The organism is Micromonospora sonchi (assembly GCF_014646235.1).
Classification (GTDB): domain Bacteria; phylum Actinomycetota; class Actinomycetes; order Mycobacteriales; family Micromonosporaceae; genus Micromonospora; species Micromonospora sonchi.
Genome location: NZ_BMNB01000009.1, coordinates 170,126 through 195,883 on the forward strand (window position 1 = coordinate 170,126; position 25,758 = coordinate 195,883).

The 25,758-nt window shown below is 70.2% G+C and carries 23 protein-coding genes and 1 tRNA gene; 14 read left to right on the forward strand and 10 right to left on the reverse strand.

The annotated features are described in order from the left end of the window. The first annotated feature begins 63 nt into the window (after positions 1-63). Positions 64-990 carry a sulfite exporter TauE/SafE family protein gene (locus tag IEY61_RS12200; protein ID WP_189043601.1) on the forward strand — a complete coding sequence of 309 codons (927 nt, stop codon included), beginning with the start codon at positions 64-66 and terminating at the stop codon, positions 988-990. On the opposite strand, the gene IEY61_RS12205 is transcribed toward IEY61_RS12200, so the two are convergent. Then, positions 987-2,420, reverse strand: coding sequence for a pyridoxal-dependent decarboxylase (locus IEY61_RS12205; RefSeq protein WP_229705842.1), 1,434 nt, complete (start codon positions 2,418-2,420; stop codon positions 987-989). The two genes, IEY61_RS12200 and IEY61_RS12205, sit on opposite strands and share 4 nt — an antisense overlap. A 245-nt stretch (positions 2,421-2,665) precedes the next feature. Here IEY61_RS12205 and IEY61_RS12210 point away from each other — a divergent pair, with 245 nt between their 5' ends. Beyond that, entirely contained in the window at positions 2,666-4,948 is a 2,283-nt protein-coding gene (locus IEY61_RS12210) for a rhamnogalacturonan lyase family protein (protein WP_189043603.1), read from the forward strand. A 217-nt stretch (positions 4,949-5,165) separates the two neighbouring features. Here IEY61_RS12210 and IEY61_RS12215 read toward each other — a convergent pair whose 3' ends face one another. Continuing rightward, positions 5,166-6,191: an LLM class flavin-dependent oxidoreductase gene (locus IEY61_RS12215; protein ID WP_189043605.1), complete on the reverse strand. Its 1,026-nt coding sequence runs from the start codon at positions 6,189-6,191 to the stop codon at positions 5,166-5,168. A gap of 53 nt (positions 6,192-6,244) precedes the next feature. Continuing rightward, positions 6,245-6,724, reverse strand: coding sequence for an Lrp/AsnC family transcriptional regulator (locus IEY61_RS12220; protein WP_189043607.1), 480 nt, complete (start codon positions 6,722-6,724; stop codon positions 6,245-6,247). Positions 6,725-6,827: 103 nt separating this feature from the next. On the opposite strand from IEY61_RS12220, the gene IEY61_RS12225 reads away from it, so the two are divergent. Further along, on the forward strand, positions 6,828-7,985 hold the full coding sequence (locus tag IEY61_RS12225; protein ID WP_189043609.1) for a trans-sulfuration enzyme family protein: 1,158 nt from the start codon (positions 6,828-6,830) through the stop codon (positions 7,983-7,985). 33 nt (positions 7,986-8,018) lie between these two features. Here the strand turns inward: IEY61_RS12225 and IEY61_RS12230 are convergent, their stop codons facing one another. Both IEY61_RS12230 and IEY61_RS12235 read right to left on the reverse strand, forming a co-directional pair. Next, the gene (locus tag IEY61_RS12230) at positions 8,019-8,507 is read right to left on the reverse strand and encodes a hypothetical protein (protein WP_229705843.1); all 489 of its coding nucleotides are present in this window, start codon (positions 8,505-8,507) and stop codon (positions 8,019-8,021) included. Positions 8,508-8,800: 293 nt separating this feature from the next. Continuing rightward, positions 8,801-8,883, reverse strand: a tRNA-Leu gene (locus IEY61_RS12235). An 81-nt stretch (positions 8,884-8,964) separates the two neighbouring features. Between IEY61_RS12235 and IEY61_RS12240 the strand changes: the two genes are divergently transcribed. The 10 genes from IEY61_RS12240 (at position 8,965) to polA (ending at position 20,332) form a co-directional block, all read left to right on the forward strand. Further along, positions 8,965-9,585: an ANTAR domain-containing response regulator gene (locus IEY61_RS12240; protein ID WP_189043613.1), complete on the forward strand. Its 621-nt coding sequence runs from the start codon at positions 8,965-8,967 to the stop codon at positions 9,583-9,585. 243 nt (positions 9,586-9,828) lie between these two features. Beyond that, on the forward strand, positions 9,829-10,992 hold the full coding sequence (locus tag IEY61_RS12245) for a branched-chain amino acid ABC transporter substrate-binding protein (RefSeq protein ID WP_189043615.1): 1,164 nt from the start codon (positions 9,829-9,831) through the stop codon (positions 10,990-10,992). Positions 10,993-11,095: 103 nt separating this feature from the next. Beyond that, complete coding sequence (locus IEY61_RS12250) at positions 11,096-12,046, forward strand: branched-chain amino acid ABC transporter permease (protein ID WP_189043725.1); 951 nt, start codon at positions 11,096-11,098, stop codon at positions 12,044-12,046. After that, complete coding sequence (locus IEY61_RS12255; RefSeq protein WP_189043618.1) at positions 12,043-13,152, forward strand: branched-chain amino acid ABC transporter permease; 1,110 nt, start codon at positions 12,043-12,045, stop codon at positions 13,150-13,152. Before IEY61_RS12250 ends, IEY61_RS12255 begins: the two co-directional genes overlap by 4 nt. A 4-nt stretch (positions 13,153-13,156) precedes the next feature. Continuing rightward, positions 13,157-13,996 (forward strand): ABC transporter ATP-binding protein, encoded by an 840-nt coding sequence (locus IEY61_RS12260; protein WP_373293140.1) that lies wholly within the window; start codon positions 13,157-13,159, stop codon positions 13,994-13,996. Continuing rightward, the gene (locus IEY61_RS12265) at positions 13,980-14,696 is read left to right on the forward strand and encodes an ABC transporter ATP-binding protein (protein ID WP_189043622.1); all 717 of its coding nucleotides are present in this window, start codon (positions 13,980-13,982) and stop codon (positions 14,694-14,696) included. The genes IEY61_RS12260 and IEY61_RS12265 overlap by 17 nt, the downstream gene beginning before the upstream one ends. A gap of 35 nt (positions 14,697-14,731) precedes the next feature. Then, positions 14,732-15,637, forward strand: coding sequence for an ABC transporter substrate-binding protein (locus IEY61_RS12270; protein ID WP_189043623.1), 906 nt, complete (start codon positions 14,732-14,734; stop codon positions 15,635-15,637). A gap of 6 nt (positions 15,638-15,643) precedes the next feature. Then, entirely contained in the window at positions 15,644-16,624 is a 981-nt protein-coding gene (locus tag IEY61_RS12275) for an amino acid ABC transporter permease (protein WP_189043626.1), read from the forward strand. Between the two features lie 53 nt (positions 16,625-16,677). Continuing rightward, entirely contained in the window at positions 16,678-17,481 is an 804-nt protein-coding gene (locus tag IEY61_RS12280) for an amino acid ABC transporter ATP-binding protein (RefSeq protein ID WP_189043727.1), read from the forward strand. 151 nt (positions 17,482-17,632) lie between these two features. Then, positions 17,633-20,332, forward strand: coding sequence for a DNA polymerase I (gene polA / locus IEY61_RS12285; protein WP_189043628.1), 2,700 nt, complete (start codon positions 17,633-17,635; stop codon positions 20,330-20,332). 78 nt (positions 20,333-20,410) lie between these two features. Here polA and IEY61_RS12290 read toward each other — a convergent pair whose 3' ends face one another. From IEY61_RS12290 to IEY61_RS12315, 5 genes are all read right to left on the reverse strand, one after another. Then, positions 20,411-21,061 (reverse strand): histidine phosphatase family protein, encoded by a 651-nt coding sequence (locus tag IEY61_RS12290; RefSeq protein WP_189043630.1) that lies wholly within the window; start codon positions 21,059-21,061, stop codon positions 20,411-20,413. Positions 21,062-21,561: 500 nt separating this feature from the next. Then, positions 21,562-21,993 carry a DUF3140 domain-containing protein gene (locus IEY61_RS12300; protein WP_189043633.1) on the reverse strand — a complete coding sequence of 144 codons (432 nt, stop codon included), beginning with the start codon at positions 21,991-21,993 and terminating at the stop codon, positions 21,562-21,564. Continuing rightward, on the reverse strand, positions 21,983-22,198 hold the full coding sequence (locus tag IEY61_RS12305; protein WP_189043635.1) for a hypervirulence associated TUDOR domain-containing protein: 216 nt from the start codon (positions 22,196-22,198) through the stop codon (positions 21,983-21,985). Before IEY61_RS12305 ends, IEY61_RS12300 begins: the two co-directional genes overlap by 11 nt. Positions 22,199-22,307: 109 nt before the next feature. Beyond that, the gene (locus IEY61_RS12310) at positions 22,308-22,859 is read right to left on the reverse strand and encodes a Uma2 family endonuclease (protein ID WP_229705844.1); all 552 of its coding nucleotides are present in this window, start codon (positions 22,857-22,859) and stop codon (positions 22,308-22,310) included. Positions 22,860-22,914: 55 nt separating this feature from the next. Further along, positions 22,915-23,721, reverse strand: coding sequence for a class I SAM-dependent methyltransferase (locus IEY61_RS12315; RefSeq protein WP_189043637.1), 807 nt, complete (start codon positions 23,719-23,721; stop codon positions 22,915-22,917). A 358-nt stretch (positions 23,722-24,079) separates the two neighbouring features. On the opposite strand from IEY61_RS12315, the gene rpsA reads away from it, so the two are divergent. Next, positions 24,080-25,567, forward strand: a complete 1,488-nt coding sequence (rpsA, locus tag IEY61_RS12320; protein ID WP_189043639.1) for a 30S ribosomal protein S1 — start codon at positions 24,080-24,082, stop codon at positions 25,565-25,567. The last annotated feature ends 191 nt before the right edge of the window (positions 25,568-25,758 follow it).

Here is a 25,758-nt window from a genome sequence, read left to right on the forward strand (position 1 = left end):
GAGGGACGCCGGTGCCGCATTGTCGACCAAGTCGGTAGGAGTTGCCGAGAGTTGGGGGCACCCGTGCGCAAGCTACTGGTCATCGCACTGGTCGGGCTCGCCGCGCAGATGGTCGACGGTGCGCTCGGCATGGCGTACGGGCTGACCTCCACGACGCTGCTGCTCCTGGTCGGCGTCGCGCCGGCCGCCGCGTCCGCGTCGGTGCACCTGGCCGAGATCGGCACCACCCTCGCCGCCGGGGCGGCGCACTGGAAGTTCGGCAACGTCGACTGGCGGGTGGTGACCCGCATCGCCGTGCCCGGCGCGATCGGCGCCTTCGCCGGCGCCACCTTCCTCAGCGCACTCTCCACCGAGACGGCCGCCCCCTGGATGGCCGCGATCCTGTTCACGCTGGGGGCGTACCTGCTCGTGCGCTTCTCCCGACCGCTGCGCCGCAACCCGACCGCCGGCCGGCTACGCGGGCGCTTCCTTGGCCCGCTCGGGCTGGTCGCCGGCTTCGTCGACGCCACCGGCGGCGGGGGATGGGGGCCGGTGGCCACGCCGGCCCTACTGGTCAGCGGGCGGATGGAGCCCCGCAAGGTGATCGGCTCGGTGGACACCTCCGAGTTCGTGGTCGCGAGCGCGGCCAGCCTCGGCTTCCTGATCGGCCTGGGCACCGAGGGCTTCCTGCTGCCGATCGTGCTCGCCCTGCTCGCCGGCGGCCTGATCGCCGCCCCGATCGCCGCGTGGCTGGTCCGGATCGTCCCGGGCCAACTGCTCGGTGCGGCGGTCGGCGGCGTGATCGTGCTGACCAACGCCCGGGTCCTGATGCGTGCCGCCGACCTGGACGGTGCCCTGCCGGTGCTGGTCTACCTGCTGCTGGCCGTGGGCTGGGCCGCCGCGCTGACGCTGGCGATCCGGATCCTGCTCCGCACCCGCCGCGAGCGCGCGATCGTCAGGGCGGCGACGACACCGGCCCAGTCGCAGGAGACCGAGACGGTCAACGCCTAGGCCGGGGTGGCACTCGCTGCGGCCTCGCAGATGAGCGCCCAGGCCTCGTCCACGTGGGTTTCGGTGGTCTGGGGCGAGCCGACGGCGAGGCGCAGCGTGTAGCGGCCGGCCACCCGGGTATGGGTCAGGAACACCCGGCCGGTGGCGTTCACCCGGGCCAACAGCTCCTCGTTCGGCCCGTCCGGGCCGCGCAGCCGGAAACACACCAGCGCGTACGGGTGTGGGGCGACCAGCTCGAAGCGGTCGTCGGCGCGTACCCGGTCGGCGAAGCGGGCGGCCAGGGCCACGCCCCGGCGGATGTGCTCACGCAGGCCCTCGACGCCATACCAGCGCAGCACGAACCACAGCTTGAGGGCACGGAACCGCCGACCCAGCGGCACCTGCCAGTCCCGGTAGTCGATCACCGCACCGGACTCGGTGGCCGCGTTGCGCAGGTACTCCGGCAGCACGGTCAACGCCTCGACCAACTCGCCGGTGTCGGCGACCCAGAACGCGTCGCAGTCGAACCCGGTGAGCAGCCACTTGTGCGGGTCGAAGCAGTAGGAGTCGGCGTACTCCAGGCCGGCGTGGCCGAACCGCAGCTCCGGGCAGACCGCCGCCGCGCCCGCGTACGCGGCGTCGACGTGCAGGAAGACGCCGTACCCGGCGCAGATCGGCCCGATCTGCGGCAGCGGGTCCACGGCGGTGGTGGAGGTGGTGCCCACGGTCGCCACCACCAGCGCCGGCACCAGCCCGGCCGCCTGGTCCGCCTCGATCGCGGCACGCAGCGCCGTCGGCGACATGGCCCGGGTCGTCGGGTCCACCTCGATCAGTCGTACCCCGTCGCTGCCGAGCCCGGCGATGCGGGCGGCCTTCTCGACCGACGAGTGCGCCTCGGTGGAGGTGTACACCCGGTAGCGGCGGTCGACGCCCACCTCGCGCCATCGCCCGCCCGCCGCCCGGTGCAGGGCGACCAGGGTGGCCACCAGCGTGGCGGAGGAGGCCGAGTCCTGGATGACGCCACCGCCGCGACCGGTCGAGCGGAATCGGGCCGGCAGGTCCAGCGCCTCCGCCAGCCAGTCCAGCATCACCGTCTCCAGCTCGGTGCAGGCCGGACCGGTGGCCCAGAGCATGCCCTGTACGCCCAGCCCGGCGCTGACCAGGTCGCCCAGCACGCTGGGGCCGGAGGTGTTGGCCGGGAAGTAGCCGAAGAAGCCGGGGTGCTGCCAGTGGGTGAGCCGCGGCGCCACCAGCTTGCCCAGGTCGGTGAGGATCGCCTCGACCGGCTCGCCCTGTGTTGGTGGCCGGGGCGGCAGCTCGGCGGCCACCGTGCCGGGTGGGTCCTGGGAGGTGACCGGGCGCTGGGGCAGCGTGGCCCAGTAGTCGGCGATCCAGTCGACCACCGCGTACCCGGCCTGGCGGAACTCCTCAGGGGTCATGTGTGCAGCCACCCGGCGAGTCGATCAAAGAGATCGGCTTCAGGGCAAGTGCAGCAGATTGATTGTGAGCAGAAAGCGCTTGCCCTAGCATCGCACATGCGCGGGAACGCATTTTCCGACGTCGATGCGTCGGTGTCTCTGCCGCAGTGCGGCGCCCTGCCGGCTTCGGGCACGGCCGGTGGACCATGGCCCGTCGGCTACCGGGCACGGCCGGCGGACCACCGGCTGCCGCGCGTCCGACCTCCACCGGAGGAACCATGCTTCGCACCGCCCCCCGGGCTGCCCTGCTCGCCGTGGCCACCGCCACCACGCTCGCCGCCGGCGCGCTGACCACCCTGACCGCCTCGGCCGCCGCCGCCGGCTGTCGCGCCGACTACCGGCTCACCGGCTGGACGCTGACCTGGACCTGGCCCGCCGGTCAGCAGGTCACCCAGGCCTGGAACGCCACCGTCACCCAGTCCGGCGTCCAGGCCACCGCCCGCAACGTCGACTACAACGCCGCCATCGGCACCAACGCCAGCGTCAACTTCGGATTCAACGGCTCGTGGAACGGCAGCAACCCGGCACCGACCAGCTTCGCGCTGAACGGCACCACCTGCACCGGCGCCACCACCCCGACCACCCCGCCGCCCAGCACGTCACCCCCGCCACCCCCGACCACGCCGCCGCCCACCACGCCACCCCCGACCACGCCGCCGCCCACCACGCCACCCCCGACCACGCCGCCGCCCACCACGCCACCCCCGACCACGCCGCCGCCCACCACGCCACCCCCGACCACCCCACCGGCGGGCACGATGCAGGCGGAGAACCTGGACCGGGGTCTGGTCAGCGTCCGCTCCGGATCGGCCAACCTGGTCTCCTGGCGGCTGCTCGGCACCGAGACCGCCGGCGTCGCGTTCAACCTCTACCGGGGCGGCACCCGGGTCAACGCCACCCCGATCACCGGCGCCACCAACTACCTGGACAGCGGCGCCGCAGCCGGCACGGCGTACACCGTGCGGGCCGTGGTGGACGGCGTCGAACAGGCCGCCTCCGCGCCCGCGCTGCAGTTCCCCGCCGGCTACCTGGACGTGCCGTTGCAGGTCCCGCCAGGCGGCACCACGCCCAGCGGGGAGGCCTACACCTACTCCGCCAACGACGCCAGCGTCGGCGACCTCGACGGCGACGGCCGGTACGAGTTCGTGCTCAAGTGGGAGCCGTCCAACGCCAAGGACAACTCCCAGTCCGGCTACACCGGCAACGTGTACGTCGACGCGTACACCCTCACCGGCACCCGGCTGTGGCGCATCGACCTCGGCCGCAACATCCGGGCCGGTGCCCACTACACCCAGTTCCAGGTGTACGACTACGACGGCGACGGGCGCGCCGAGGTGGCCATGAAGACCGCCGACGGCACCCGCTCCGGCGCCGGCCAGGTGATCGGGAACGCGAACGCCGACCACCGCAACTCCAGCGGCTACGTGCTCGCCGGACCCGAGTACCTGACCATGTTCGACGGCCGCACCGGCGCCGCCCTCTCCACCGTCAACTACGATCCGCCGCGCGGCACCGTCTCCTCCTGGGGCGACAACTACGGCAACCGGGTCGACCGGTTCCTCGCCGCCACCGCCTACCTCGACGGGCAGCGCCCCTCGCTGATCATGGCCCGCGGCTACTACACCCGCGCGGTCATCGCCGCCTGGGACTTCCGCAACGGCACCCTCACCAAGCGCTGGACCTTCGACTCCAACACCTCCGGCAACGGCGCCGCCGCCGGCCAGGGCAACCACAACCTCTCCGTGGCCGACGTCGACGGCGACGGCCGCCAGGAGATCGTCTACGGCGCGGCCACCATCGACGACAACGGCCGGCTGCTGCACTCCACCGCCACCGGACACGGCGACGCCATGCACGTCGGCGACCTGGACCCGACCCGCCCCGGTCTGGAGGTCTTCAAGGTCAACGAGGACGGCAGCAAGCCCAGCTCCTACCTCGCCGACGCCCGCACCGGCCAGCTGATCTGGTCCACCCCTGCCAACGGCGACAACGGCCGGGGCGTCTCCGGCGACATCTGGGCCGGCAGCCCCGGCGCCGAATCCTGGTCGTCGGCGGTGAGCGGCCTGGCCAACACCCGCGGCCAGAACGTCGGCCGCAAACCCTCCTCGACCAACTTCCTGATCTGGTGGGACGGCGACCCGGTCCGGGAACTGCTCGACGCCACCCGAATCGACAAGTACGGCCCGAACGGCGACACCCGCCTGCTCACCGGCGGCGACGTGGCCGCGAACAACGGCACCAAGGCCACGCCCGCGCTCTCGGCCGACCTGCTCGGCGACTGGCGGGAAGAGGTGGTCTGGCGCACCACCGACAGCCGGGCGCTACGGATCTACAGCACCCCGACGACCACCAGCACCCGGCTGCACACCCTGATGCACGACCCGCAGTACCGGGTCGCGGTCGCCTGGCAGAACACCGCCTACAACCAACCGCCGCACCCGAGCTTCTTCCTCGGCGACGGGATGGCCACCCCGCCCGCGCCCCGCATTTACCTGCGTTGAGCCGAACGGGACAGGCACCGGGCCGCGATCGCGGAATCCGCTCGATCGCGGCCCGGTGCCCCACACCGCGGCACCCCCCGACCCGTCCCGACCGGGGAATGCCGTACCACCACCGGAACCAACATTAGGCACTCCTCGCGTCGCGCGGGTGACGCCACCATGAAGCCCATGTTTCATGGCCACGGAACCGCTGTGACCTGCGCCACCGCGCTCCGGCTCAGGCGCCCAGCCCGGGCGCCCGACCGCGCAGCCCCCCGGCGACCTCCTCGGCGATCAGCTCGAACGAGCGCACCCGGTCGGCCACGTCGTACACCATCGTGGTGAGCATCAACTCGTCCGCGCCGGTACGCTCCAGCAACTCGCCCAGCTGCCGGCGGACCGTCTCCGGCGAGCCGGTCGCCTGACCCCGCTGGCGCTGCGCCAGGAACTCCCGCTCCATCTCCTGATACGGGTACGCCGCCGCCTCCTCCGGCGTCGCGAGCGGCTCGGGACGCCCGGAACGCAGCCGCAGGAACGACAACCCGGCCGGCCCGGCCAGCCACTCGGCGCGTTCGTCGGTCTCCGCGCACACCGCGTTCACCGCCACCATCGCGTACGGCTCCCGCAGCCAGCGCGACGGCCGGAAGCTCTGCCGGTACAACGCCAGCGCGGGCAGCGTGTTCTCCCCGCCGAAGTGGTGCGCGAACGAGAACGGCAGCCCCAGCGCGCCGGCCAACTGGGCGCTGAACCCGCTGGACCCCAACAGCCACACCGCCGGCCGCTCGCCACGCCCCGGGGTGGCCGTGATCGGCCCGGCCGCCTCGTCGGCGAAAAAGTTCATCAAGTCGGCCAGCTCCCGAGGAAAGCCCTCGGCCGACAACCCCTCCATGGTCCGGCGCAACGCCAACGCGGTCACCCGGTCGGTGCCCGGCGCGCGGCCGATCCCCAGGTCGATGCGGCCCGGGTGCAGCGCCTCCAGAGTGCCGAACTGCTCGGCGACCACCAGCGGCGCGTGGTTGGGCAGCATCACCCCGCCCGAGCCCAGCCGGATCCGGTCGGTCTGCGCGGCCAGGTGCGCGATCAGCACCGCGGGCGCCGACGACGCGATGGCCGGCATGTTGTGGTGCTCGGCCACCCAGAACCGGTGATAGCCCAGCTCGTCGGTACGCCGGGCCAGCTCGGTGGTGTGCCGCAGCGCCTCGCCGGCGGAGGCGCCGGCCGCGACGGGGGCGAGGTCGAGAACAGACAGCGGTACGTTGATCACACGGCTCCCCAACGCGCGGGATGCCGGTTTTGTTCCCCCGCCCCGCCGGCCGGTCAACCCATCCCGCGCGCCTGCTCGAAGATCAGGCTGGTCTGGGTGTGTTGCACCGCCGGATCCACCGCCAGATGGTCCAGGACGAAATCCCGCAGCGCCTCCGCCGAGGCGGCCCGCACGTGCAGCACGTAATCCTCGGCACCGGCCACGTGGAACACCGACACCACCCCGGGCAGTCGCACCGAACGGGCCCGGAACGCGTCCACCGCCGCCCGGGCGTGCTCGGTCAACCGCACCGACACCAGCGCCTGCAACGGCAGACCCACCGCCGCCGGATCCACCTCGGCGTGGAACCCGCGGATCGCGCCGCTCTCCCGCAACGCCCGGGTACGCGCCAGGCAGGTCGACGGCGCCACCCCCACCCGCTCGGCGAGGGCGTTGTTCGGCAGCCGACCGTCCGCGGACAACTCGGTCAGGATCGCGCGATCGGTGTCGTCGAGGGCCGCGAACGGCCGTACATCGTTCGATACGAGGGGCATCCCGCCAGTCTCCACCGAATCAGACCATGGCGGAAGGCGATTTCCCGCGAATAATCTTCGAAACTATTGCCGCTGATGGGCTAGTTGTTCAATCCTCTCCGGCATGGTGACCGTGGACACCCGAGCCGTACACGCCGGCCGCGACGACCTCGCGGCCCTCGGCGTGCACGTGCCGCCGATCGATTTGTCGACCACCAACCCACTGCCGTCGGTGCACGCCGGCGGCCACGCGTACGAGACCCTGGCCACCGGCGGCACCCCCACGCCCGGCACCAGCGCCGTCTACCAGCGGCTCTGGAACCCCACCGTGGCGCGCTTCGAGACCGCCCTCGCCGAACTGGAAGGCACCGCCGAAGCCGTCGCCTTCGCCAGCGGCATGGCCGCCCTCACCGCCGCCCTGCTCGCCGCCACCCGCGACGGCAAACGGCACCTGGTCGCCGTACGCCCCCTCTACGGCGGCACCGACCACGTACTCGCCACCGGCCTGCTCGGCACCGAGGTCACCTGGGCCCGCCCCGACGAGGTCGCCGACGCCATCCGCCCCGACACCGCCCTGGTGATCGCCGAGACCCCGGCCAACCCCACCCTCGACCTGATCGACATCGCTGCGCTGGCCGACGCCGCCGGGCAGGTGCCACTGCTGATCGACAACACCGTCGCCACCCCTGTGCTCCAGCAACCCACCCGCCACGGCGCCCGGCTCGTCCTGCACAGCGCCACCAAGAGCATCGGCGGCCACGGCGACGTCCTCGCCGGCGTGCTCGCCTGCGACCCCGAATGGGCCGCCCAACTGCGCCAGGTCCGCGCCCTCACCGGCGCGATCCTGCACCCGCTCGGGGCGTACCTGCTGCACCGCGGCCTACAGACGCTGCCGCTGCGGGTCCGCGCCCAGCAGGCCGGCGCGGAGAAGATCGCCGCCTGGCTCGGCGACCACCCGGCCGTCGCGCGCGTGCACCACCCCGGTGTCAACGACCCGGCCGGGCTCGTCGGCCGACAGATGTCCGGCCCCGGAAGCCTGCTCGCCTTCGAGGTACGCGGCGGCGCACCCGCTGCCGCGGCGGTCGCCGGCGCCTGCCGACTGATCACCCACGCCGTCTCCCTCGGCGGGGTCGACACCCTCATCCAGCACCCGGCCTCGCTCACCCACCGGCCAGTCGAGCGGGACGCCAAGCCCGACGGCGGGCTGCTGCGGCTCTCGGTCGGCCTGGAGGATCCGGAGGACCTGCGACTGGACCTGGAGCAGGCGCTCGCGGTCGGCTGACATTCGGCGCTCGCGTCCCGCCGCCCGGCCTGGTCAGGACTTCGGGCCGACGTGGCGGTCCAGCGCGGCAACCGCGCCCCGCCGCGCGACCGAGAGGCAGTTGCGACGGTTCATTCGCCAGGCGATGCCGAGCAGGTCGAGCGCCCACTGGCAGAGCCCCATGATGTCGGTGGACTCGTTGGTGAACATGTAGCGCGGGTAGACGTACTCCTTGCCCCGGACGGTGACCCGGTTGCTCACCCGGCATCCATCGGAGTGGAACAGACCGCGCAAGAAGCTGCCGGGGTGTGCCTTGACGATCTGGCGCTGCCAGTCGGCGAGGACGATCGGCCGCTCGTGCTTCTTTCCCGGCCCGTGCTGCGGCAACAGACACGGCCAGTGCGTTCCGTAGCTCTGCACGCCGACGCAGCCCTGCTTCTGCACCCGCTGCACCGAGCTAGCCAACACCTCCTTCATCGCCCTCTCGCAGAGGTCGATCAAGTTGGGCCAGGAGTCGGAACAGTAGATGCGGAGCACGGGCACGCGCGCCGTGGTGACCAAGTGACCGTCTCCCAGGTAGAGACCGAGGAGGTAGGCGTAGGCCGTCGGATCGGAGGGTTGCTCCTGATCCGAGCGGCAGCGGAAGCAGCGGGCCGCGCTGCCGAGGATGGCGGGTTGGGGCCGGTCAACGCACCAGTGCCACACGGTCGTGTAAGGAAGTGAGAGGGCGCGGGCTACCGAGCGGATGTTGAGGCCTTGAGCGCGGAGAGAGCGCACGCGTGCCCGCATTTCGGGAGGATGCACGGCAACATCCTCGAACGCCTGTATGACAAAAGTGCCGGGAGCGGGATTCGAACCCGCAAGCCCTTTCGGGCAGAAGTGTTTGAGACTTCCGTGTATGCCGTTCCACCATCCCGGCGAGTGACGCTTACTGTACCCGACTACCCTCATGCGAGAGCATGGGTGGTAGCCGTGCCGGGAACGATGGTGGGAGTGGCTCGTGGCCGAGACGCAGACGGATGTCGGGCGCAGGCGGGTGTTGATCGCCGAGGACGAGGCGCTGATCCGGCTGGATCTGGCCGAGATGCTGGCCGAGGAGGGCTACGAGGTCGTCGGCGAGGCCGGCGACGGCGAGACCGCCGTCCGGCTGGCCGAGGAGTTGAAGCCGGATCTGGTCATCCTCGACATCAAGATGCCGATCATGGATGGGTTGGCCGCCGCCGAGCGGATCGCCGGCACCCGGATCGCCCCGGTGATCATCCTGACCGCGTTCAGCCAGCGGGACCTGGTGGAGCGGGCTCGGGCGGCCGGCGCGATGGCCTACCTGGTCAAGCCGTTCCAGAAGAGCGACCTGGTGCCGGCGGTGGAGATCGCCCTGTCCCGCTACTCGGAGATCGCCGCGCTGGAGGCCGAGGTCGCCGGGCTGACCGACCGGCTGGAGGTCCGCAAGATCGTCGAGCGGGCCAAGGGCGCGCTGATGACCGCGTACGGCATGACCGAGCCGCAGGCGTTCAAGTGGATCCAGCGGACGGCGATGGACCACCGGATGACCATGAAGGAGGTCTCCGAGCGGATCCTCGCCGAGACCGCCGGCGGTGAGGTCGGCCAGCCGGCTTCCTGAGCGGCTGCCGGGCGAAAACATCTCGTAACCGGCCCTTTCGGCGGTGGCTTCTTACAGGGACCGGCTCCGATTCGGCGTCGCGTGTAACGGTTCGGTCAACCGCCCCTCCTGGGACTTACGTCACAGCTCCACCGTGGGATAACGTCCGGCCCCAGACCGCGACGACGGTCTGGTTCGTCCGCCCTCGCAAGAGCCAATAGGCAGCGGGTGGTTCGGGCCAACGGACGGAGGAGGGTTCGGGCCGTGAGGCAGAAGCTCGTACGTTTGGTAGGTGGGGTGGCGATCGCCGCTCTCGCCCTGGGTGGCGCGACCGCCTGCAAGTCTGACAGTGGAAGCGACGGCGCCAGCGGTGACGGCTGCGGCAAGAAGATCGCGTTCTTCGGCGCGCTCACCGGGCCGGCCTCGGCGCTGGGCATCAACGAGAACCACGGCGTCGAGCTCGCCGTTGAGCAGTACAACAAGGACAATGCCGACTGCAAGGTGACCCTGGTGCCGTTGGACTCCCAGGGCAACCCGGACCAGGCGCCCGGTCTGGCCCAGCAGGCGATCGACGACGAGCAGATCATCGGCATCGTCGGTCCCGCGTTCTCGGGTGAGTCCGAGGCCGCCAACCCGTTCTTCGCCGAGGCCGGCCTGGTGCACGTCACCGCGTCCGCCACCAACCCGACCCTGGCCGACCAGGGCTGGAAGACCTTCTTCCGGGTCGTCGGCAACGACTTCACCCAGGCCCCCGCGGCCGCCTGGTACATCGAGAACGAGCTCAAGGCCGAGAAGGTCTACGTCATCGACGACCAGTCGGCGTACGGCGCTGGCCTTGGTGACGAGATCAAGAAGGTGCTCGGGGCCAAGGTCGTCGGCAGCGACAAGGTCCAGGGCGAGGGCAAGCAGAACGACTTCTCGGCGACGGTCACCAAGGTCAAGTCCTCTGGCGCGACCGCGATCTTCTACGGCGGCTACTACCAGGAGGCCGGCCTGATCCGTAAGCAGCTCACCGCTGCCGGCGTCACCGCCACCCTGGTCGCCGCCGATGGCGTCAACGACGCCTCCTACATCGAGGGCGCCGGCGCCGCGGCCGCCGAGGGCAGCATCCTGACCTGCCCCTGCATGCCGGCCTCGGAGACGGGTGGCACCTTCGAGGAGGACTACAAGGCGATGCACGGTACCGACCCCGGTACCTACAGTGACACCGCGTTCGACGCGGCGAACATCCTGCTCGCGGGCATCAAGGCCGGCAACACCGACCGCGCCAAGCTGGTGGAGTTCGTGCGGGGCTACACCGGCCAGGGCGTCGCGGCCAACCACAAGTTCACCGAGACCGGTGACCTGGACCCGGCTTCGGTCCGGATCTGGGCGTACGTGGTGAAGGACGGCAAGATCGTGCCGGCCAGGGAGATTCCGAAGTCCTGATGCCGGTTGCTGCCACAGCGATCGGATGGTGATCGTGGGTGCGGCCGGGAGTTGACTCTCGGCCGCACCCCCATCTTTCTTCATCCTGTACGGAGTGCTCTCCTTGGACTTCAACGCCCTGTTCTCCGATTTCGGGGGATATACGATAACCGGCCTGACAGTGGGCGCCATCTATGCCCTCGTCGCGCTGGGTTACACGCTGGTCTACGGCGTGCTGAGACTTATCAACTTCGCCCACTCCGAGGTCTTCATCGCGGGCGCCTTCGCCGCCATCTGGGGCTGGAGCGCGTTGGGCCTGGACCGTGACTCGGTGGTCAGCGGCTTCGGCTCGATCATGCTCTATCTGCTGGTCGGCGCCCTGATCGCGGCGGTCGCCTCGGCCGGCACCGCAACGGTGGTCGAGCAGGTGGCGTACCGGCCGCTGCGTAAGCGCAACGCCCCGCCGCTGGCCTTCCTGATCACCGCGATCGGCGCGTCGATCGCGATCGCCGAGGCGTTCGGCATCTACACCCGACGGTTGCCGGTCGGTGCCCCCACCGTGGTCAAGAACGACGTCCTCTTCACGATCTTCGGTGCGGAAGTCACCGCGGTGCAGCTGCTGATCCTCGGCTCGGCGCTGGGGATGATGGTCGCCCTGGACCTCTTCATCAACCGCAGCCGGATCGGTCGGGGTATCCGGGCGGTCGCGCAGGATCAGAACACGGCCGCGCTGATGGGGATCAACAAGGACCGGATCATCCTGGTGGTCTTCATCATCGGTGGCGTGATGGCCGGGGTCGCCGGCATGCTCTACGACGTCCGGATCGGCGCGCTGACCTACAGTGTGGGCTTTCTGCTCGGGCTGAAGGCGTTCACCGCGGCGGTCCTCGGTGGCATCGGCAACCTCCGCGGCGCACTGGTCGGCGGGCTGTTGCTCGGCCTGGTGGAGAACTACGCCTCCGCCTTGTTCGGCGCGAACTGGAAGGACCTCGTCGCGTTCGTCGTCCTGGTCGTGCTGCTGATGTTCCGGCCGACCGGTCTGCTCGGTGAATCGTTGGGGAGGGCCCGCGCATGACAAGCGTGAGGGAATGGATCGATTCGGGCCGGCACGCGGTCTCCGAGCGGTGGCACAACGGACCACGTTGGATGCGGTGGGCGGTCATCGCGGCGGTGATCGTTTTCTTCTACGCGCTGCCGAACCGGGAGTTCTACCAGTGGCTCGGGCCGATCCCGACCACCGGGTCGAACTTCGGCCAGGTGCTCTTCACCATCTCCATCTACGTGCTGCTGGCGGTCGGGTTGAACATCGTGGTCGGCTTCGCCGGCCTGCTCGACCTGGGCTACTTCGGCTTCTTCGCGGTCGGCGCGTACACGGTGGCGGTGTTCACCTCGCCGAGCAGTGATCTCAAGACGCTCTGGCCGTGGCTGCTCGCCCTGCCGCTGGCGATCGTGCTGACCATGATCTCCGGCGTGATGCTGGGCACTCCGACGCTCCGACTGCGCGGTGACTACCTGGCCATCGTGACGCTCGGCTTCGCCGAGATGATCCGGGTCGCGGCGACCAGCTCCGCGTTCCTCAAGGGGCAGCGCGGCTTCAACCAGATCCCGCACCCGCCGGGCAGCTACTCCGACGGCAAGCCGATCTTCGGGGTGCTCGACCCCCGGCCGTACTACTGGCTGGTGCTCACGCTGATCATCCTGGTGGTCATCGGGGTGCGGAACCTCAACCGCAGCCGGGTCGGCCGGGCCTGGATCTCGATCCGGGAGGACGAGGACGCGGCGCAGCTGATGGGTGTGCCGACGTTCAAGTTCAAGCTCTGGGCCTTCGCCTCGGGCGCGGCGATCGGTGGCCTGGCCGGAGCGCTCTTCGCCGGCAAGCAGAACTTCGTCAGCTCGCAGAACCTCGAACTGCTCAACTCGATCATCATCCTGGCTGCGGTGATCCTCGGTGGCTCGGGCAACATCGTCGGCGCGATCGTCGGCGGCGGCCTGGTGGCGTACCTGATCGAGCGGTTCCGCGGCATCGAGTTCTTCGGCATCGAGCTGTACGAGTACCGGTTCATGTTGTTCGGCGTGGTGCTGGTGGTCATGATGATCTTCCGGCCGCAGGGCCTGATACCGAACCGACGACGAGCGGCGGAGTTCAAGGATCGCCGCAAGGAGGTGATCGTCGGTGGGTGAGACCGTGCAGAAGCCGACCGTTCCCGAGCAGGCCGGCCCTCCGGCGGCGGAGTCCACCGCCGCCACCCGGGAGCCGCTGCTGGAGGTCGACCACGTGACGCTGCGCTTCGGCGGCGTGGTGGCCCTCAACGATGTGGACTTCACCCTCTACAAGGGGGAGATCCTCGGCCTGATCGGGCCCAACGGCGCCGGCAAGACCACCTGCTTCAACGTGATGACCGGGATCTACCAGCCCTCCGAGGGGGAGATCCGGTTCCGGGGCGAGCGGATCACCGGCAAGAAGAAGCACCACATCACCAAGATGGGCATGGCGCGGACGTTCCAGAACATCCGCCTGTTCCCGGAGATGACGGCGCTGGAGAACATCCAGGTGGGCGCGGACGCCCACCACAAGACCAGCGTCATCTCCGCGTTGTTCCGGCTGCCCCGGCACTACCGGGAGGAGCGCGACGGGCTGGAGAAGGCCCGTCGGCTGCTGGACTTCGTCGGCATCTCCGGTCGGATGCACGATGCCGCGCGCAACCTGTCCTACGGCGAACAGCGCCGACTGGAGATCGCTCGGGCGCTGGCCACCGACCCGGTGCTGCTCTGCCTGGACGAGCCGGCCGCCGGCTTCAACCCCGCGGAGAAGGAGGAACTGCTCCAGCTCATCCGCAAGATCCGGGATCAGGGGATCACCGTGCTGCTGATCGAGCACGACATGCGCCTGGTGATGGGGGTGACCGACCGGATCGTGGTGTTGGAGTTCGGAAAGAAGATCGCTGACGGGCTCCCCGCCGAGGTGCGTGAGGATCACCGGGTGATCGCTGCCTACCTGGGGGTGCCGGATGACGACGTTGCTTGAGATCGAGGACGTCAGCCTGCTCTACGGGCGGATCAAGGCGTTGCACGGCATCAGCCTGACCGTCGACGAGGGCGAGATCGTCGCTCTGATCGGCGCCAACGGTGCTGGCAAGTCCACCACGATGCGGGCCGTCTCCGGCATCCGCCCGGTCGCCGGCGGGAAGATCTGGTTCAACGGTGAGGACATCACCAAGCTCCGTGCCGACCTGCGGGTGCGGCGCGGGTTGTGCCAGGCGCCCGAGGGCCGGGGCATCTTTCCCGGCATGACGGTGCTGGAGAACCTCGACATCGGCGCCTACACCCGGCGGGATCGGGCGGGCGTGGCCAGGGATCTGGCCCGGGTGCTGGAGCTGTTCCCCCGGCTGGCGGAGCGGCGCAAGCAGGCCGGCGGCACGCTCTCCGGCGGTGAGCAGCAGATGCTGGCCGTCGGTCGGGCGTTGATGAGCCAGCCCAAGCTGCTGCTGCTCGACGAGCCCTCGATGGGGCTGGCGCCGATGCTGATCCAGCAGATCTTCAGCATCATCACGGAGATCAACGAGCAGGGCACCACGATCCTGCTGGTGGAGCAGAACGCCCAGCAGGCCCTCGCCCGGGCGCATCGCGCGTACGTGCTGGAGACTGGCCGGATCGTCAAGGAGGGCACCGGCGCGGACCTGCTGCACGACCCGTCGGTCAAGGAGGCCTACCTCGGCGTGGCCTGACGGGCCGCTTCACCCCTCATTGCAAGGAGTACGACATGTTCACATTCAGCGGTGGCCGGCGGGCCGCCCTTGGGATCACCGGTGCCGCCCTGCTGGCACTGTCGCTCGCCGGCTGTGGCGAGAAGGAAGGCGACGAGCAGCCTGGCGGCGGCCTGCCGGTGACCGCTGCGGCGGATGAGTCGCTGGCCGCGAAGGTGCCCGACGCGATCAAGGCGGACGGCAAGATCTTGGTCGGCAGCGACACGTCCTACGCCCCGGCGGAGTTCCTCGACAACGACGGCAAGACGGCCATCGGGTTCGACATCGAGCTGTTCACCGCGGTCGCCGCGAAGCTCGGGCTGCAGGCGGAGTTCGTCTCCGCGGACTTCGGCGCCATCATCACCGGCGTGAACTCGGGCAAGTACGAGGTCGGTGTCTCGTCGTTCACCGTCAACGACGAGCGCAAGGGCCAGGCCAACATGGTCAGCTACTACCAGGTGGGCACCCAGTGGGTGACCAAGAAGGGCAACCCGGCCGGCGTCACGCTGGACGACGCCTGCGGCAAGAAGATCGCCGTGCAGAAGGACACCGTCCAGGTCGACGACATCCAAGCGCGGTCGAAGGCCTGCACCGACGCCGGCAAGCCGGCGATCACCATCGAGCAGTTCCCCGGCCAGGACGCGGCGACCACCGCGGTGATGTCCGGTAAGGACGACGCCATGCTCGCCGACTACCCGGTCGGGGTGTACGCCGTCACCCAGTCCGAGGGGCAGCTGGAGCTGCTCGACAAGATGTACGAGGCTGCCCCGTATGGCTATGTGGTGGCCAAGGACCAGGCGGCGTTCGCCGAGGCGGTCCGGGACGCGACCAAGGCACTGATCACCGACGGGACGTACCAGAGCATCCTCGACAAGTGGAAGGTCGGCGACGGCGCGATCACGGACCCGGCGATCAACCCGTAACACGACATGACAACCGACCAAGTGACAACCGAACGGGCGCGGCCGGAGCCGATCCGTGCCGTGCCCGTCCGGCATCCGGGACGCTGGATCACGGTGGCCGTGCTCGGCGTCCTGACCGCGATGTTCGTCCACCTGCTGGTGACCAACGAGGCCTTCAACTGGTCCTTCATGGTGGACCGGATGTTCCGTCCGCCGATCATCGAGGGCCTGCTGCGCGGCACCGTCCTGATGACCGTGACCGCGATGCTGATCGGCGTCACCCTCGGCGTGGTGATCGCGGTGATGCGCCTGTCGGAGAATCCGATCCTGCGCGGGGTGGCCTGGCTCTACACCTGGTTCTTCCGGGCGGTGCCCCGGCTGGTGCTGCTGGCCGTCTTCGGCAACATCGGCATCCTGTGGAGCCGGATCGAGTTCGGGGTGCCGTTCGACACCCAGCTGGGCCAGCTGTTCGGCATCGACAACCTGCAACTGCGGTTGTTCGGGTTCTCCTCGCACGACATCCTCACCGGGTTCATGGCCGGCCTGCTGGGGCTCGCGCTGTCCGAGGCCGCGTACATGGCGGAGATCGTCCGGGCCGGCATCCAGTCGGTGGACCAGGGCCAGACCGAGGCGGCCCAGGCCCTGGGCATGAGCCGGGGCCAGTTGCTGCGCCGGGTGGTGCTGCCGCAGGCGATGCGGGTGATCATCCCGCCGACCGGCAACGAGACGATCGCGATGCTCAAGGACACCTCGCTGCTGTTGTACGTGCCGGTCAGCGTCGAGCTGTTCTTCCAGCTCGACGCGGTCGGCAATCGGACGTTCAAGATCTTCCCGATGTACGTCGCGGCCTGCCTGTGGTACCTCTTCCTGACCAGCATCCTGCTGGTGGGGCAGTACTTCCTGGAGCGGCACTTCGGCAAGGGGTACGGCACGGCCGGTCGGGCCCGCCTGCGGCTGCGCGGGGTGGCCGCCGAGGCCGGCGGCAACCCGGGGGAGGTGAAGCCGTGACCGAGTTGGTCATTCCCGGCCAGGCGGGTGCCCCGGAGGCGGAGTCCGACCTGATGGTGCGGGCCGAGCAGGTGCACAAGTCGTTCGGCTCGATCGAGGTGCTCAAGGGCATCGACCTGGAGGTGCGTACCGGCCAGGTGTGCTGCCTGCTCGGGCCCTCCGGCTCGGGCAAGTCGACCTTCCTGCGCTGCATCAACCATCTGGAGAAGATCAACGCCGGCCGGATCTGGGTGGACGGCGAGCTGATCGGCTACCGGCAGCGCGGCGACAAGCTGTACGAGATGCGGGAGAAGGAGGTCGCCGCCCAGCGCCGCGCCATCGGCATGGTGTTCCAGCGGTTCAACCTCTTCCCGCACAAGACCGCTCTGGAGAACGTCACCGAGGCACCGCTGCTGGTGCGCAGGGAGAAGCGGGCCGAGGTCCGGGAGCAGGCGGCGCCGCTGCTGGGGCGCAGGGAGAAGCGGGCCGAGGTCCGGGAGCGGGCGGCGGCGCTGCTGGAGCGGGTGGGGCTGGGCGACCGGCTGCACAGCTATCCGAGCCAGCTCTCCGGCGGGCAGCAGCAGCGGGTGGCGATCGCCCGGGCCCTCGCCATGCAGCCGAAGTTGATGCTCTTCGACGAGCCGACCAGCGCGCTCGACCCGGAGCTGGTCGGCGAGGTGTTGGACGTGATGAAGGATCTGGCCCGCGAGGGCATGACGATGATCGTGGTGACCCACGAGATCGGCTTCGCCCGCGAGGTCGGCGACTCGCTGGTCTTCATGGACGGCGGCGTGGTGGTCGAGCAGGGCAATCCGCGCGAGGTGATCGCCGCCCCGCAGCACGAGCGCACCAAGGCGTTCCTGGCCAAGGTGCTGTGAGCCGCCCCCGCGGTTCCATTCGTTGATCATGAGGTTGGCGGCAGTTTGAAGATCGATTACTGCCGCTAACCTCATGATCAACTTGGCTGGGTGGAGCGCGAGCGGGGGCGCTTCGACGGGCTTGTCGGCGGTACGGACTAGAGTCGCTGCCGTGACAGCTACGACGCCGCGCCTGCTTCTCGTCGACGGACACTCCCTGGCATACCGGGCCTTCTTCGCCCTGCCGGTGGAGAACTTCTCCACCACGACAGGGCAGCCGACCAACGCGGTCTACGGCTTCACCTCGATGCTGATCAACGTGCTCCGCGACGAGCGGCCGACCCACATCGTGGTCGCCTTCGACGTGTCCCGTCGCTCGTTCCGCACCGACCGTTACGCCGAGTACAAGGCCGGCCGCAGCGAGACCCCCACCGACTTCAAGGGCCAGGTCAGCCTGGTCAAGGAGGTCCTGGCCGCGCTGCGCGTCCCAGCGGTGGAGAAGGAGGGCTACGAGGCCGACGACATCATCGCCACCCTGGCCTGCCAGGCCCGCGACGCGGGCATGCCGGTGCTGATCTGCACCGGCGACCGGGACGCCTTCCAACTCGTCGACGAGCAGATCACCGTGCTCTACCCACGCAAGGGCGTCTCCGACCTGGCCCGGATGGATCCGGCCGCGGTCGAGGCCAAGTACGGCGTCCCACCGCAGCGCCACCGCGACCTGGCCGCGCTGGTCGGCGAGACCAGCGACAACCTGCCGGGCGTCCCCGGCGTCGGCCCGAAGACCGCGGCCAAGTGGATCAACACGTACGGCGGGGTGGAGGGCATCATCGCCCGCGCCGACGAGATCAAGGGCAAGGCCGGCGAGAGCCTGCGCGAGCGGCTGGCCGACGTGATCCGCAACTACGAGATCAACTGCCTGGTCACCGACCTGGAGCTGCCCATCCGCCCCGACGACGCCCGCTGGCCGGGATGGGACCGCGAGGCGGTGCACCAGGTCTTCGACACCCTCCAGTTCCGCATCCTGCGCGACCGGCTCTACCAGTACCTCGAGGCGGTCGAGCCGGAGGCGGAGGCGGGCTTCGACCTGGCCGGTGAGCTGCTCACCGCACCGGGCGCCCTGGCCGGCTGGCTGGCGACGCACGCGGCGGCCGACACCCCGGTCGGGGTGGGGGTCAAGCTCGACACCGGCCCCAACCGGCGGCACACCGCCAGCGTCGTCGGCATGGCCCTGGCCACCGGCGACGGCGCGGCGGCCTGGTTCGACCCGGGCGCGCTCGACGCGGCCGACGAGGCGGCCCTGGCCGGCTGGCTGGCCGACGAGACCCGGCCCAAGGTGCTGCACGACAGCAAGCCGGCCGTGCTCGCCTTCGCCGCGCACGGCTGGACCCTGGCCGGCATCGCCCGGGACACCCAGATCGCGGCCTACCTGGCCCGCCCCGACCAGCGTTCCTACGACCTGACCGACCTGGCGCTGCGCTACCTGCACCGCGAGCTGCGGGTCGACGCGCCCGACAACGGCCAGCTGACGCTCGACGGGCTCGGCGCCGACGGCGAGGCCGAGCAGAACCTCATGCTCCAGGCCCGCGCCACCCTGGACCTGGCCGAGGCGATCGACGCGGAGCTGTCCCGCGACGGCGAGCAGTCCGCTCGGCTGATGGCCGGGGTGGAGCTGCCGCTGATGCGGGTCCTCGCCGACATGGAGCGCACCGGCATCGCCGCCGACACCGACTACCTCTCCGAACTGGAGGCGCACTTCGCCGCCGAGGTCAAGGCCGCCGCCCAGAGCGCGTACGCGGTGATCGACCGGGAGTTCAACCTCGGCTCGCCCAAGCAGCTTCAGGAGATCCTCTTCAATGAGCTGAACCTGCCAAAGACGAAGCGGATCAAGACGGGCTACACCACCGACGCCGACGCGTTGCAGTGGCTCTACGCGCAGACCGAGCACCCGCTCCTGCACCACCTGCTGCGCCACCGCGACGTGGCGAGGCTCAAGTCGACGGTCGACGGTCTGCTCAAGTCGGTCTCCGACGACGGGCGCATCCACACCACGTTCAACCAGACGGTGGCCGCCACCGGTCGGCTCTCCTCCACCGAGCCCAACCTCCAGAACATCCCGATCCGCACCGAGGAGGGTCGGCGCATCCGCCGCGCCTTCGTGGTGGGGGAGGGGTACGAATGCCTGCTCACCGCCGACTACAGCCAGATCGAGATGCGGATCATGGCGCACCTGTCGACGGACGACGCGTTGATCGAGGCGTTCAACTCCGGGCACGACTTCCACGCGGCGACCGCCTCCTCCGTCTTCGCGGTCGGGGTGGCCGAGGTGACCCCGGACCAGCGGCGCAAGATCAAGGCGATGAACTACGGCCTGGCGTACGGGCTGAGCGCGTTCGGCCTGTCCCAGCAGCTCGGCATCAGCGCCGAGGAGGCGCGTGGGCTGATGGAGGTCTACTTCGCCGGCTTCGGCGGCGTCCGTGACTACCTGCACGAGGTGGTTGCCCGGGCCCGCCAGGACGGCTACACCTCCACCATCCTGGGTCGCCGCCGCTACCTGCCCGACCTGGTCAGCGACAACCGGCAGCGCCGGGAGATGGCCGAGCGGATGGCGCTCAACGCCCCGATCCAGGGCTCCGCGGCCGACATCATCAAGGTGGCCATGCTGCACGTCGACACCGCGCTGCGCGACGCCGGGCTGCGCTCCCGGATGCTGCTGCAGGTGCACGACGAACTGGTCTTCGAGGTGGCGCCGGGAGAGCGGGCGGCGCTGGAGGAGCTGGTGCGGCGCGAGATGGGTGGGGCGTACCCGCTCTCCGTGCCGCTGGAGGTCTCCATCGGCGAGGGCCCCGACTGGAACAGCGCCGACCACTGAGGCCGCAGGTTTTCCGGGCAGCATGCCGGTGGATCGACGAGGTCTGCCATCCTCGCCAGAAGTCGCTGTTGCCTCCACTCAGACCAGGTGGTGGGTGTCGTTGAGGTAGGCGATCCAGTGGTTGTGGAAATGGTCGTCCTCGCGCAGGTGGGTGATGCCCCCGGGGGAGAAGCGGATGCCCACCAGGCCCGCCGTGTCGACGGGCATGCCGATCCAGGCCGCGAGCAGGAACGTGGCCGTTCCCCCGTGGGTCACCACGACCTGATGCTCCACCGTCGACCGTAGGATCCGGTCCAGCGCGGCGTAGGCGCGTACGGCCAGTTCCCATTTCGTCTCAGCGCCGGGGATGCCCTCGTCGTGCCGCATCCGCTCACCGGTGGCGGGCGGCGGTATGAACCGTTCGTCTAGCCACGCCTGCGGGCGTCCTCCTGCCTCGCCGTACGACTTCTCGCGCAGGTCGGCGTCGAGCACCACGCCCACTCCGAGCCGCTTGCCGAGCACCTCCGCTGTCCGCCGGGCGCGCAGCAGGTCCGACGAGAACACCTCGACGGCAGCAGCCGGCGGCAACCGGTCGACCAAGGCCTGCGCGATCTGCCCGGCGTGCGCAAGGCCGCGATCAGTGAGGTCGGAGTCGAACCATCCGCCGACCAGTCCATCGACGTGGTGCGTCGCCTCCGGGCCCTCCGTTACGGCGGTAAGGCGGTATCCGGCCCACCAGGATCCCACCATTCCGCCGAAACCGAGTCGAGCAACCTGCTCTGGCTACCGGCTGGCGTCCCTCGCGGCCAGGCCCGCCCTTCAACACGCTCGTCGACGACTCGTCGAGGGCGGCCCGATGGGTGTGTCGATCGCGCCCGAGGCCACCGCGACCACCCCGGATGCTCTGCGGCGCCAGTTCCACCGCCCAGCTGCGGGTCAGCGAGTCGAGGGCGACCTTGCCGGCCGGGCAGCCGTCTCGTCGAACTCGGCGAGAGAGCTGTCGCCGGCGATCCCGGCGTTGTTGATCAGAACCGCCAGGACGTGGGCGCCGTGCCGAAGGCGCGGGCGGTGGCCCGGCCGATGCCGGTGCCTGCCCCGGTGACGACGGCGACCCTGCGTTGCGTTTCGTTCATGCCGCCGATCGTCCGACCCTGCCGTCAGCGGCAGGGTCAAGCGGGCCGGCATCGGCGGATGGCGGCCCGTCGGGTGGAACGGCCACCCGGGCACGCGACCGGGCGGCGCGAGGCGGGTCAGCGGCCCGGTCCCCGGCGCTCCTTCGGTGGGGCGCCGTGTCGTTCGAGGGCCTTGCGGGACGGGCCGCCGGGGGGCGGCAGCGGGGCCTTGACCGGGTCGTGGCCCCAGTTCATCAGGGAGTACCGCCACCGGGTCGCGCGGACGTCGCCGCTCGGCCGTTGCGCCATGTGTCGCCGGACGTACCCGACGACCTTGCGCATGTGCTTGTAGTCGGCCTCGGTGAGCTGGTCGCGCTTGCGGCGCAGCAGGTCGATGATCTTCCGGCCGGACTCGTGGCCGACCGACTCGCCGCCCTCGGTGCCCTTCTTCTGCCAGCCGACGTGCTTGGACTCCTCGCTCTCCAACCACGTGGACAGCTCGCCGGGTTTCATGTTCACCGCCTCGGTGAACTCCCGGTAGGTCTGCTCCGGATCGGCGCTACGACTCACGGCGCAGCACCTCCGGGCGGTGTGCGACGTCCCGACCCGAGTCGTCGTTGCGGATGCGGTACTGCGGCTCCTCCGGGGAGGCGTTCACCGCGTGTCCGCGTACGTGGGTGCGTTCGGTGAGCTTCTCCTTGACGACTCCGTACGCCCGGCCGCTGTGGCTGGCCCAGGAGACGTGGTCGCCCCTGCGGAATTCCTTGTCGGCCATGCCCGAGGGTTACCCGGGGGCACCGGCCGGAAACGACCAGGGCGGGGTACGCGCTACGGGGTGATCTCGGTGATCGGCAGCTTGATGTCGAAGGGCTCGCTCAGCTCGATCAGCTCCGCGCTGTCGACGACCAGCTCGTACTGCCGCTCACCGCCCGGCCCGATCCGGTCTCCGAGGCGGTACGCGTACAGGTGCACGGGGTTCTGCTCGAACGCCAGTAGAAGGGGATGCCGGCGGCGGCGTACTCACCCGGCTTGGCGAACCGGTCGACCCGCCGGGTGCCGGGCGAGACGACCTCGACGGCCAGGACGACGTCCGTCGGCCGCAGCCGGGACCGGTCGGAGGGTAGCCCGGCGCGGCACAGCACCACGTCCGGCTGCCGGCTGGTGTTGTGGCTGAGCCCGACGCCGACCGCTTGGGTGGCGCGCAGGTGAGCCGGCGCGTGGGAGCGCAGCCACAGCCACAGCCACAGCAGGCTGGAGATGTCCTGATGGCCCAGGGTGGGGGAGGGTGTCACCTGGATGACTCCGTCGACGAGTTCGACGCGGGGGGCATCGTCCGGCAGGGCGAGCAGATCCTCCAGCGTGTAGTCCGCACGCTGCTGCCGCATCGGGTCCGGACACCAGGGGCCAGGTGATGTCGGGATGGGCTCGGCGCTCACGGGCCGAGCCTACCGCCGACGAACGAGACAGACGTCGCACCAGGAGTGCGGCGATTCAGTCCGATGGTTTCTCGGTGACGAAGATGGCGGTGCCGGGGAAGAGCCGCCCGCGCAGCGGGCTCCACTGTCCCCAGATCCCCTCGTGTCCCTCGGGCCACTCCGGTTCCACCAGGTCCACCACCCGGAACCCGGCGCCGACCAACTCGCGGACCCGGTCGCCGAGGGTGCGGTGCTGCTCGACGTAGCTGGCCACGCCGTGCTCGTCCTGCTCCACGTACGGGCGGGTGTCGAAGTACGAGTGCACGGCGACCAGCCCGGCCTCGCCCGGGTCGTCGAGGAAGACCCAGCGCATCGGGTGGGTGACCGAGAAGACCCAGCGGCCGCCGGCGCGCAACACCCGGTGCACCTCGCGCATCAACGCCGCCGAGTCGTCGACGAAGGGCACCGCGCCGAACGCCGTGCAGGCGATGTCGAAGCTCGCGTCGCGAAAGGGCAGCGCCAGCGCGTCGGCCTGGGCCAGTGGCACGCGTACGCCGGAGCGCTCGGCGGCCTGGACGGCGTGGCGCAACATGCCGGCGGACAGGTCCACGGCGACCGGCCGGGCGCCCTGGGTGGCCAGCCAGCGGGCGCAGGCCGCCGCCCCGCAGCCGACCTCCAGCACCCGGCGTCCGGCCACCTCGCCGAGCAACCGGGCGTCGGCCTCGCGCAGCCCCTCGGGGCACCAGACGAAGTCCACGTCGCCCAGGAAGTCCCCGTGTTCGGCCTGGTACGCGTCGGCGTCAGTGTCCCACCAGCGGCGGTTGGCGCGGCGCGCCTCGGCGTCGCCGACCCGGCGCCGGGTCACCCGGTTGTCGTCGTCCACCAGTTCACGCTAGGCCCCGGCGCGGACGGGACCGGCGTCGGGCCGGTGTTCACGGCCGCGCCCCGGTGACGATCCGGGGCTCGGGTGGGGCCGTCTGGCCGGAAATCTCCGCTTTCGCGGGTGGTGCGGCGATCGGGAGCCGGGAGGGCTTGCACGCTGTGGTAATGCAACGGGTAGGGTAGACGATGCGCTCGCGGATCGTGTGCCTCGGCAGGGAGCAGGTGCGCGGTCGACGGAGTCACATCAAGATGTCGTTCAGCGATTTCCGGGTGGGCCCGCCGACGGATCCGTTGGCGCGCACAGGTCACCGCGACACCAACCTGCTGTGACACACCATCCGACCGGAGCAACCGCCCACATGACGAGCAGCATCGAGGCCCCCTCGAGCGCCACCAAGGTCACCCACGACGACCTCGGCTCAGAGGAGGCTTTCCTCGCCGCGATCGACGAGACCATCAAGTACTTCAACGACGGCGACATTGTCGAAGGCACCGTCGTCAAGGTCGATCGGGACGAGGTCCTGCTCGACATCGGCTACAAGACCGAGGGTGTCATCCCCTCTCGGGAGTTGTCGATCAAGCACGACGTGGACCCGGCAGAGGTCGTCTCGGTGGGTGACCACATCGAGGCCCTGGTCCTCCAGAAGGAGGACAAGGAGGGTCGGCTGATCCTCTCCAAGAAGCGGGCGCAGTACGAGCGGGCCTGGGGCACGATCGAGAAGATCAAGGACGAGGACGGCGTCGTCCGCGGCTCGGTCATCGAGGTGGTCAAGGGTGGCCTCATCCTCGACATCGGGCTGCGCGGCTTCCTGCCTGCCTCCCTGGTCGAGATGCGGCGGGTGCGCGACCTGCAGCCGTACGTGGGCCGCGAGCTCGAAGCCAAGATCATCGAGCTGGACAAGAACCGCAACAACGTGGTGCTGTCCCGCCGGGCGTGGCTGGAGCAGACCCAGTCCGAGGTGCGCACCGAGTTCCTCAACAAGCTCCAGAAGGGGCAGGTCCGCAAGGGCGTCGTCTCCTCGATCGTCAACTTCGGTGCGTTCGTCGACCTCGGCGGCGTGGACGGTCTGGTGCACGTCTCCGAGCTGTCCTGGAAGCACATCGACCACCCGTCCGAGGTCGTCGAGGTGGGCCAGGAGGTCGAGGTCGAGGTCCTGGACGTCGACCTGGACCGCGAGCGGGTCTCGCTGTCGCTGAAGGCGACCCAGGAGGACCCGTGGCGGCAGTTCGCCCGCACCCACGCGATCCAGCAGATCGTGCCGGGTAAGGTCACCAAGCTGGTGCCGTTCGGCGCCTTCGTCCGGGTGGACGACGGCATCGAGGGCCTGGTCCACATCTCCGAGCTGGCCGAGCGGCACGTGGAGATCCCGGAGCAGGTCGTCCAGGTCGGCTCCGAGGTCATGGTCAAGGTCATCGACATCGACCTGGAGCGCCGCCGGATCTCGCTCTCGCTCAAGCAGGCCAACGAGGGCTTCGTCGAGGGCGAGGAGCACTTCGACCCGACCCTCTACGGCATGGCCGCGACCTACGACACCGAGGGCAACTACATCTACCCGGAGGGCTTCGACCCGGAGACGGGCGAGTGGCTCGAGGGGTACGACAAGCAGCGCGAGACGTGGGAGAACCAGTACGCCGAGGCGCGGCAGCGCTGGGAGGCGCACCAGAAGCAGGTGCAGACCTCCCGGGCCGCCGAGGCCGAGGCCGCGGCCAACCCGCAGCCCGCCCCCACCGGCACCACCACCACGACCAGCGCGGCCCCCAGCCGCCAGGCCGAGGAGCCGGCAGGCACGCTGGCCACCGACGAGGCGCTCGCCGCACTGCGGGAGAAGCTCGCCGGCGGCAAGTGACCCCTGCGACAACTTCAGTTCGGCGCGTCTGACGCCGCGCCACGACCTGAAGCTGTCAACTGACAACGAAGGGCCCCGCCCCAACCCGGTTCCCCCGGGCCAAGGCGGGGCCCTTCCCTGTCCCCCCGGCCCTCCAGCCCCTTCCCGGTTGATCATGAGGTTAGCGGCAGTAGTCGATCTCCAAACTGCCG

What these genes read in the sequence shown, in the direction of transcription:
- IEY61_RS12210 (WP_189043603.1), top strand. Translation starts at nt 2,666, where the DNA reads ATGCTTCGCACCGCCCCCCGGGCTGCCCTGCTCGCCGTGGCCACCGCC.
- IEY61_RS12220 (WP_189043607.1), bottom strand. Translation starts at nt 6,724, where the DNA reads ATGCCCCTCGTATCGAACGATGTACGGCCGTTCGCGGCCCTCGACGAC.
- IEY61_RS12225 (WP_189043609.1), top strand. Translation starts at nt 6,828, where the DNA reads ATGGTGACCGTGGACACCCGAGCCGTACACGCCGGCCGCGACGACCTC.
- IEY61_RS12255 (WP_189043618.1), top strand. Translation starts at nt 12,043, where the DNA reads ATGACAAGCGTGAGGGAATGGATCGATTCGGGCCGGCACGCGGTCTCC.
- IEY61_RS12265 (WP_189043622.1), top strand. Translation starts at nt 13,980, where the DNA reads ATGACGACGTTGCTTGAGATCGAGGACGTCAGCCTGCTCTACGGGCGG.
- IEY61_RS12270 (WP_189043623.1), top strand. Translation starts at nt 14,732, where the DNA reads ATGTTCACATTCAGCGGTGGCCGGCGGGCCGCCCTTGGGATCACCGGT.
- IEY61_RS12275 (WP_189043626.1), top strand. Translation starts at nt 15,644, where the DNA reads ATGACAACCGACCAAGTGACAACCGAACGGGCGCGGCCGGAGCCGATC.
- IEY61_RS12280 (WP_189043727.1), top strand. Translation starts at nt 16,678, where the DNA reads ATGGTGCGGGCCGAGCAGGTGCACAAGTCGTTCGGCTCGATCGAGGTG.
- IEY61_RS12290 (WP_189043630.1), bottom strand. Translation starts at nt 21,061, where the DNA reads ATGGTGGGATCCTGGTGGGCCGGATACCGCCTTACCGCCGTAACGGAG.
- IEY61_RS12305 (WP_189043635.1), bottom strand. Translation starts at nt 22,198, where the DNA reads ATGGCCGACAAGGAATTCCGCAGGGGCGACCACGTCTCCTGGGCCAGC.
- rpsA (WP_189043639.1), top strand. Translation starts at nt 24,080, where the DNA reads ATGACGAGCAGCATCGAGGCCCCCTCGAGCGCCACCAAGGTCACCCAC.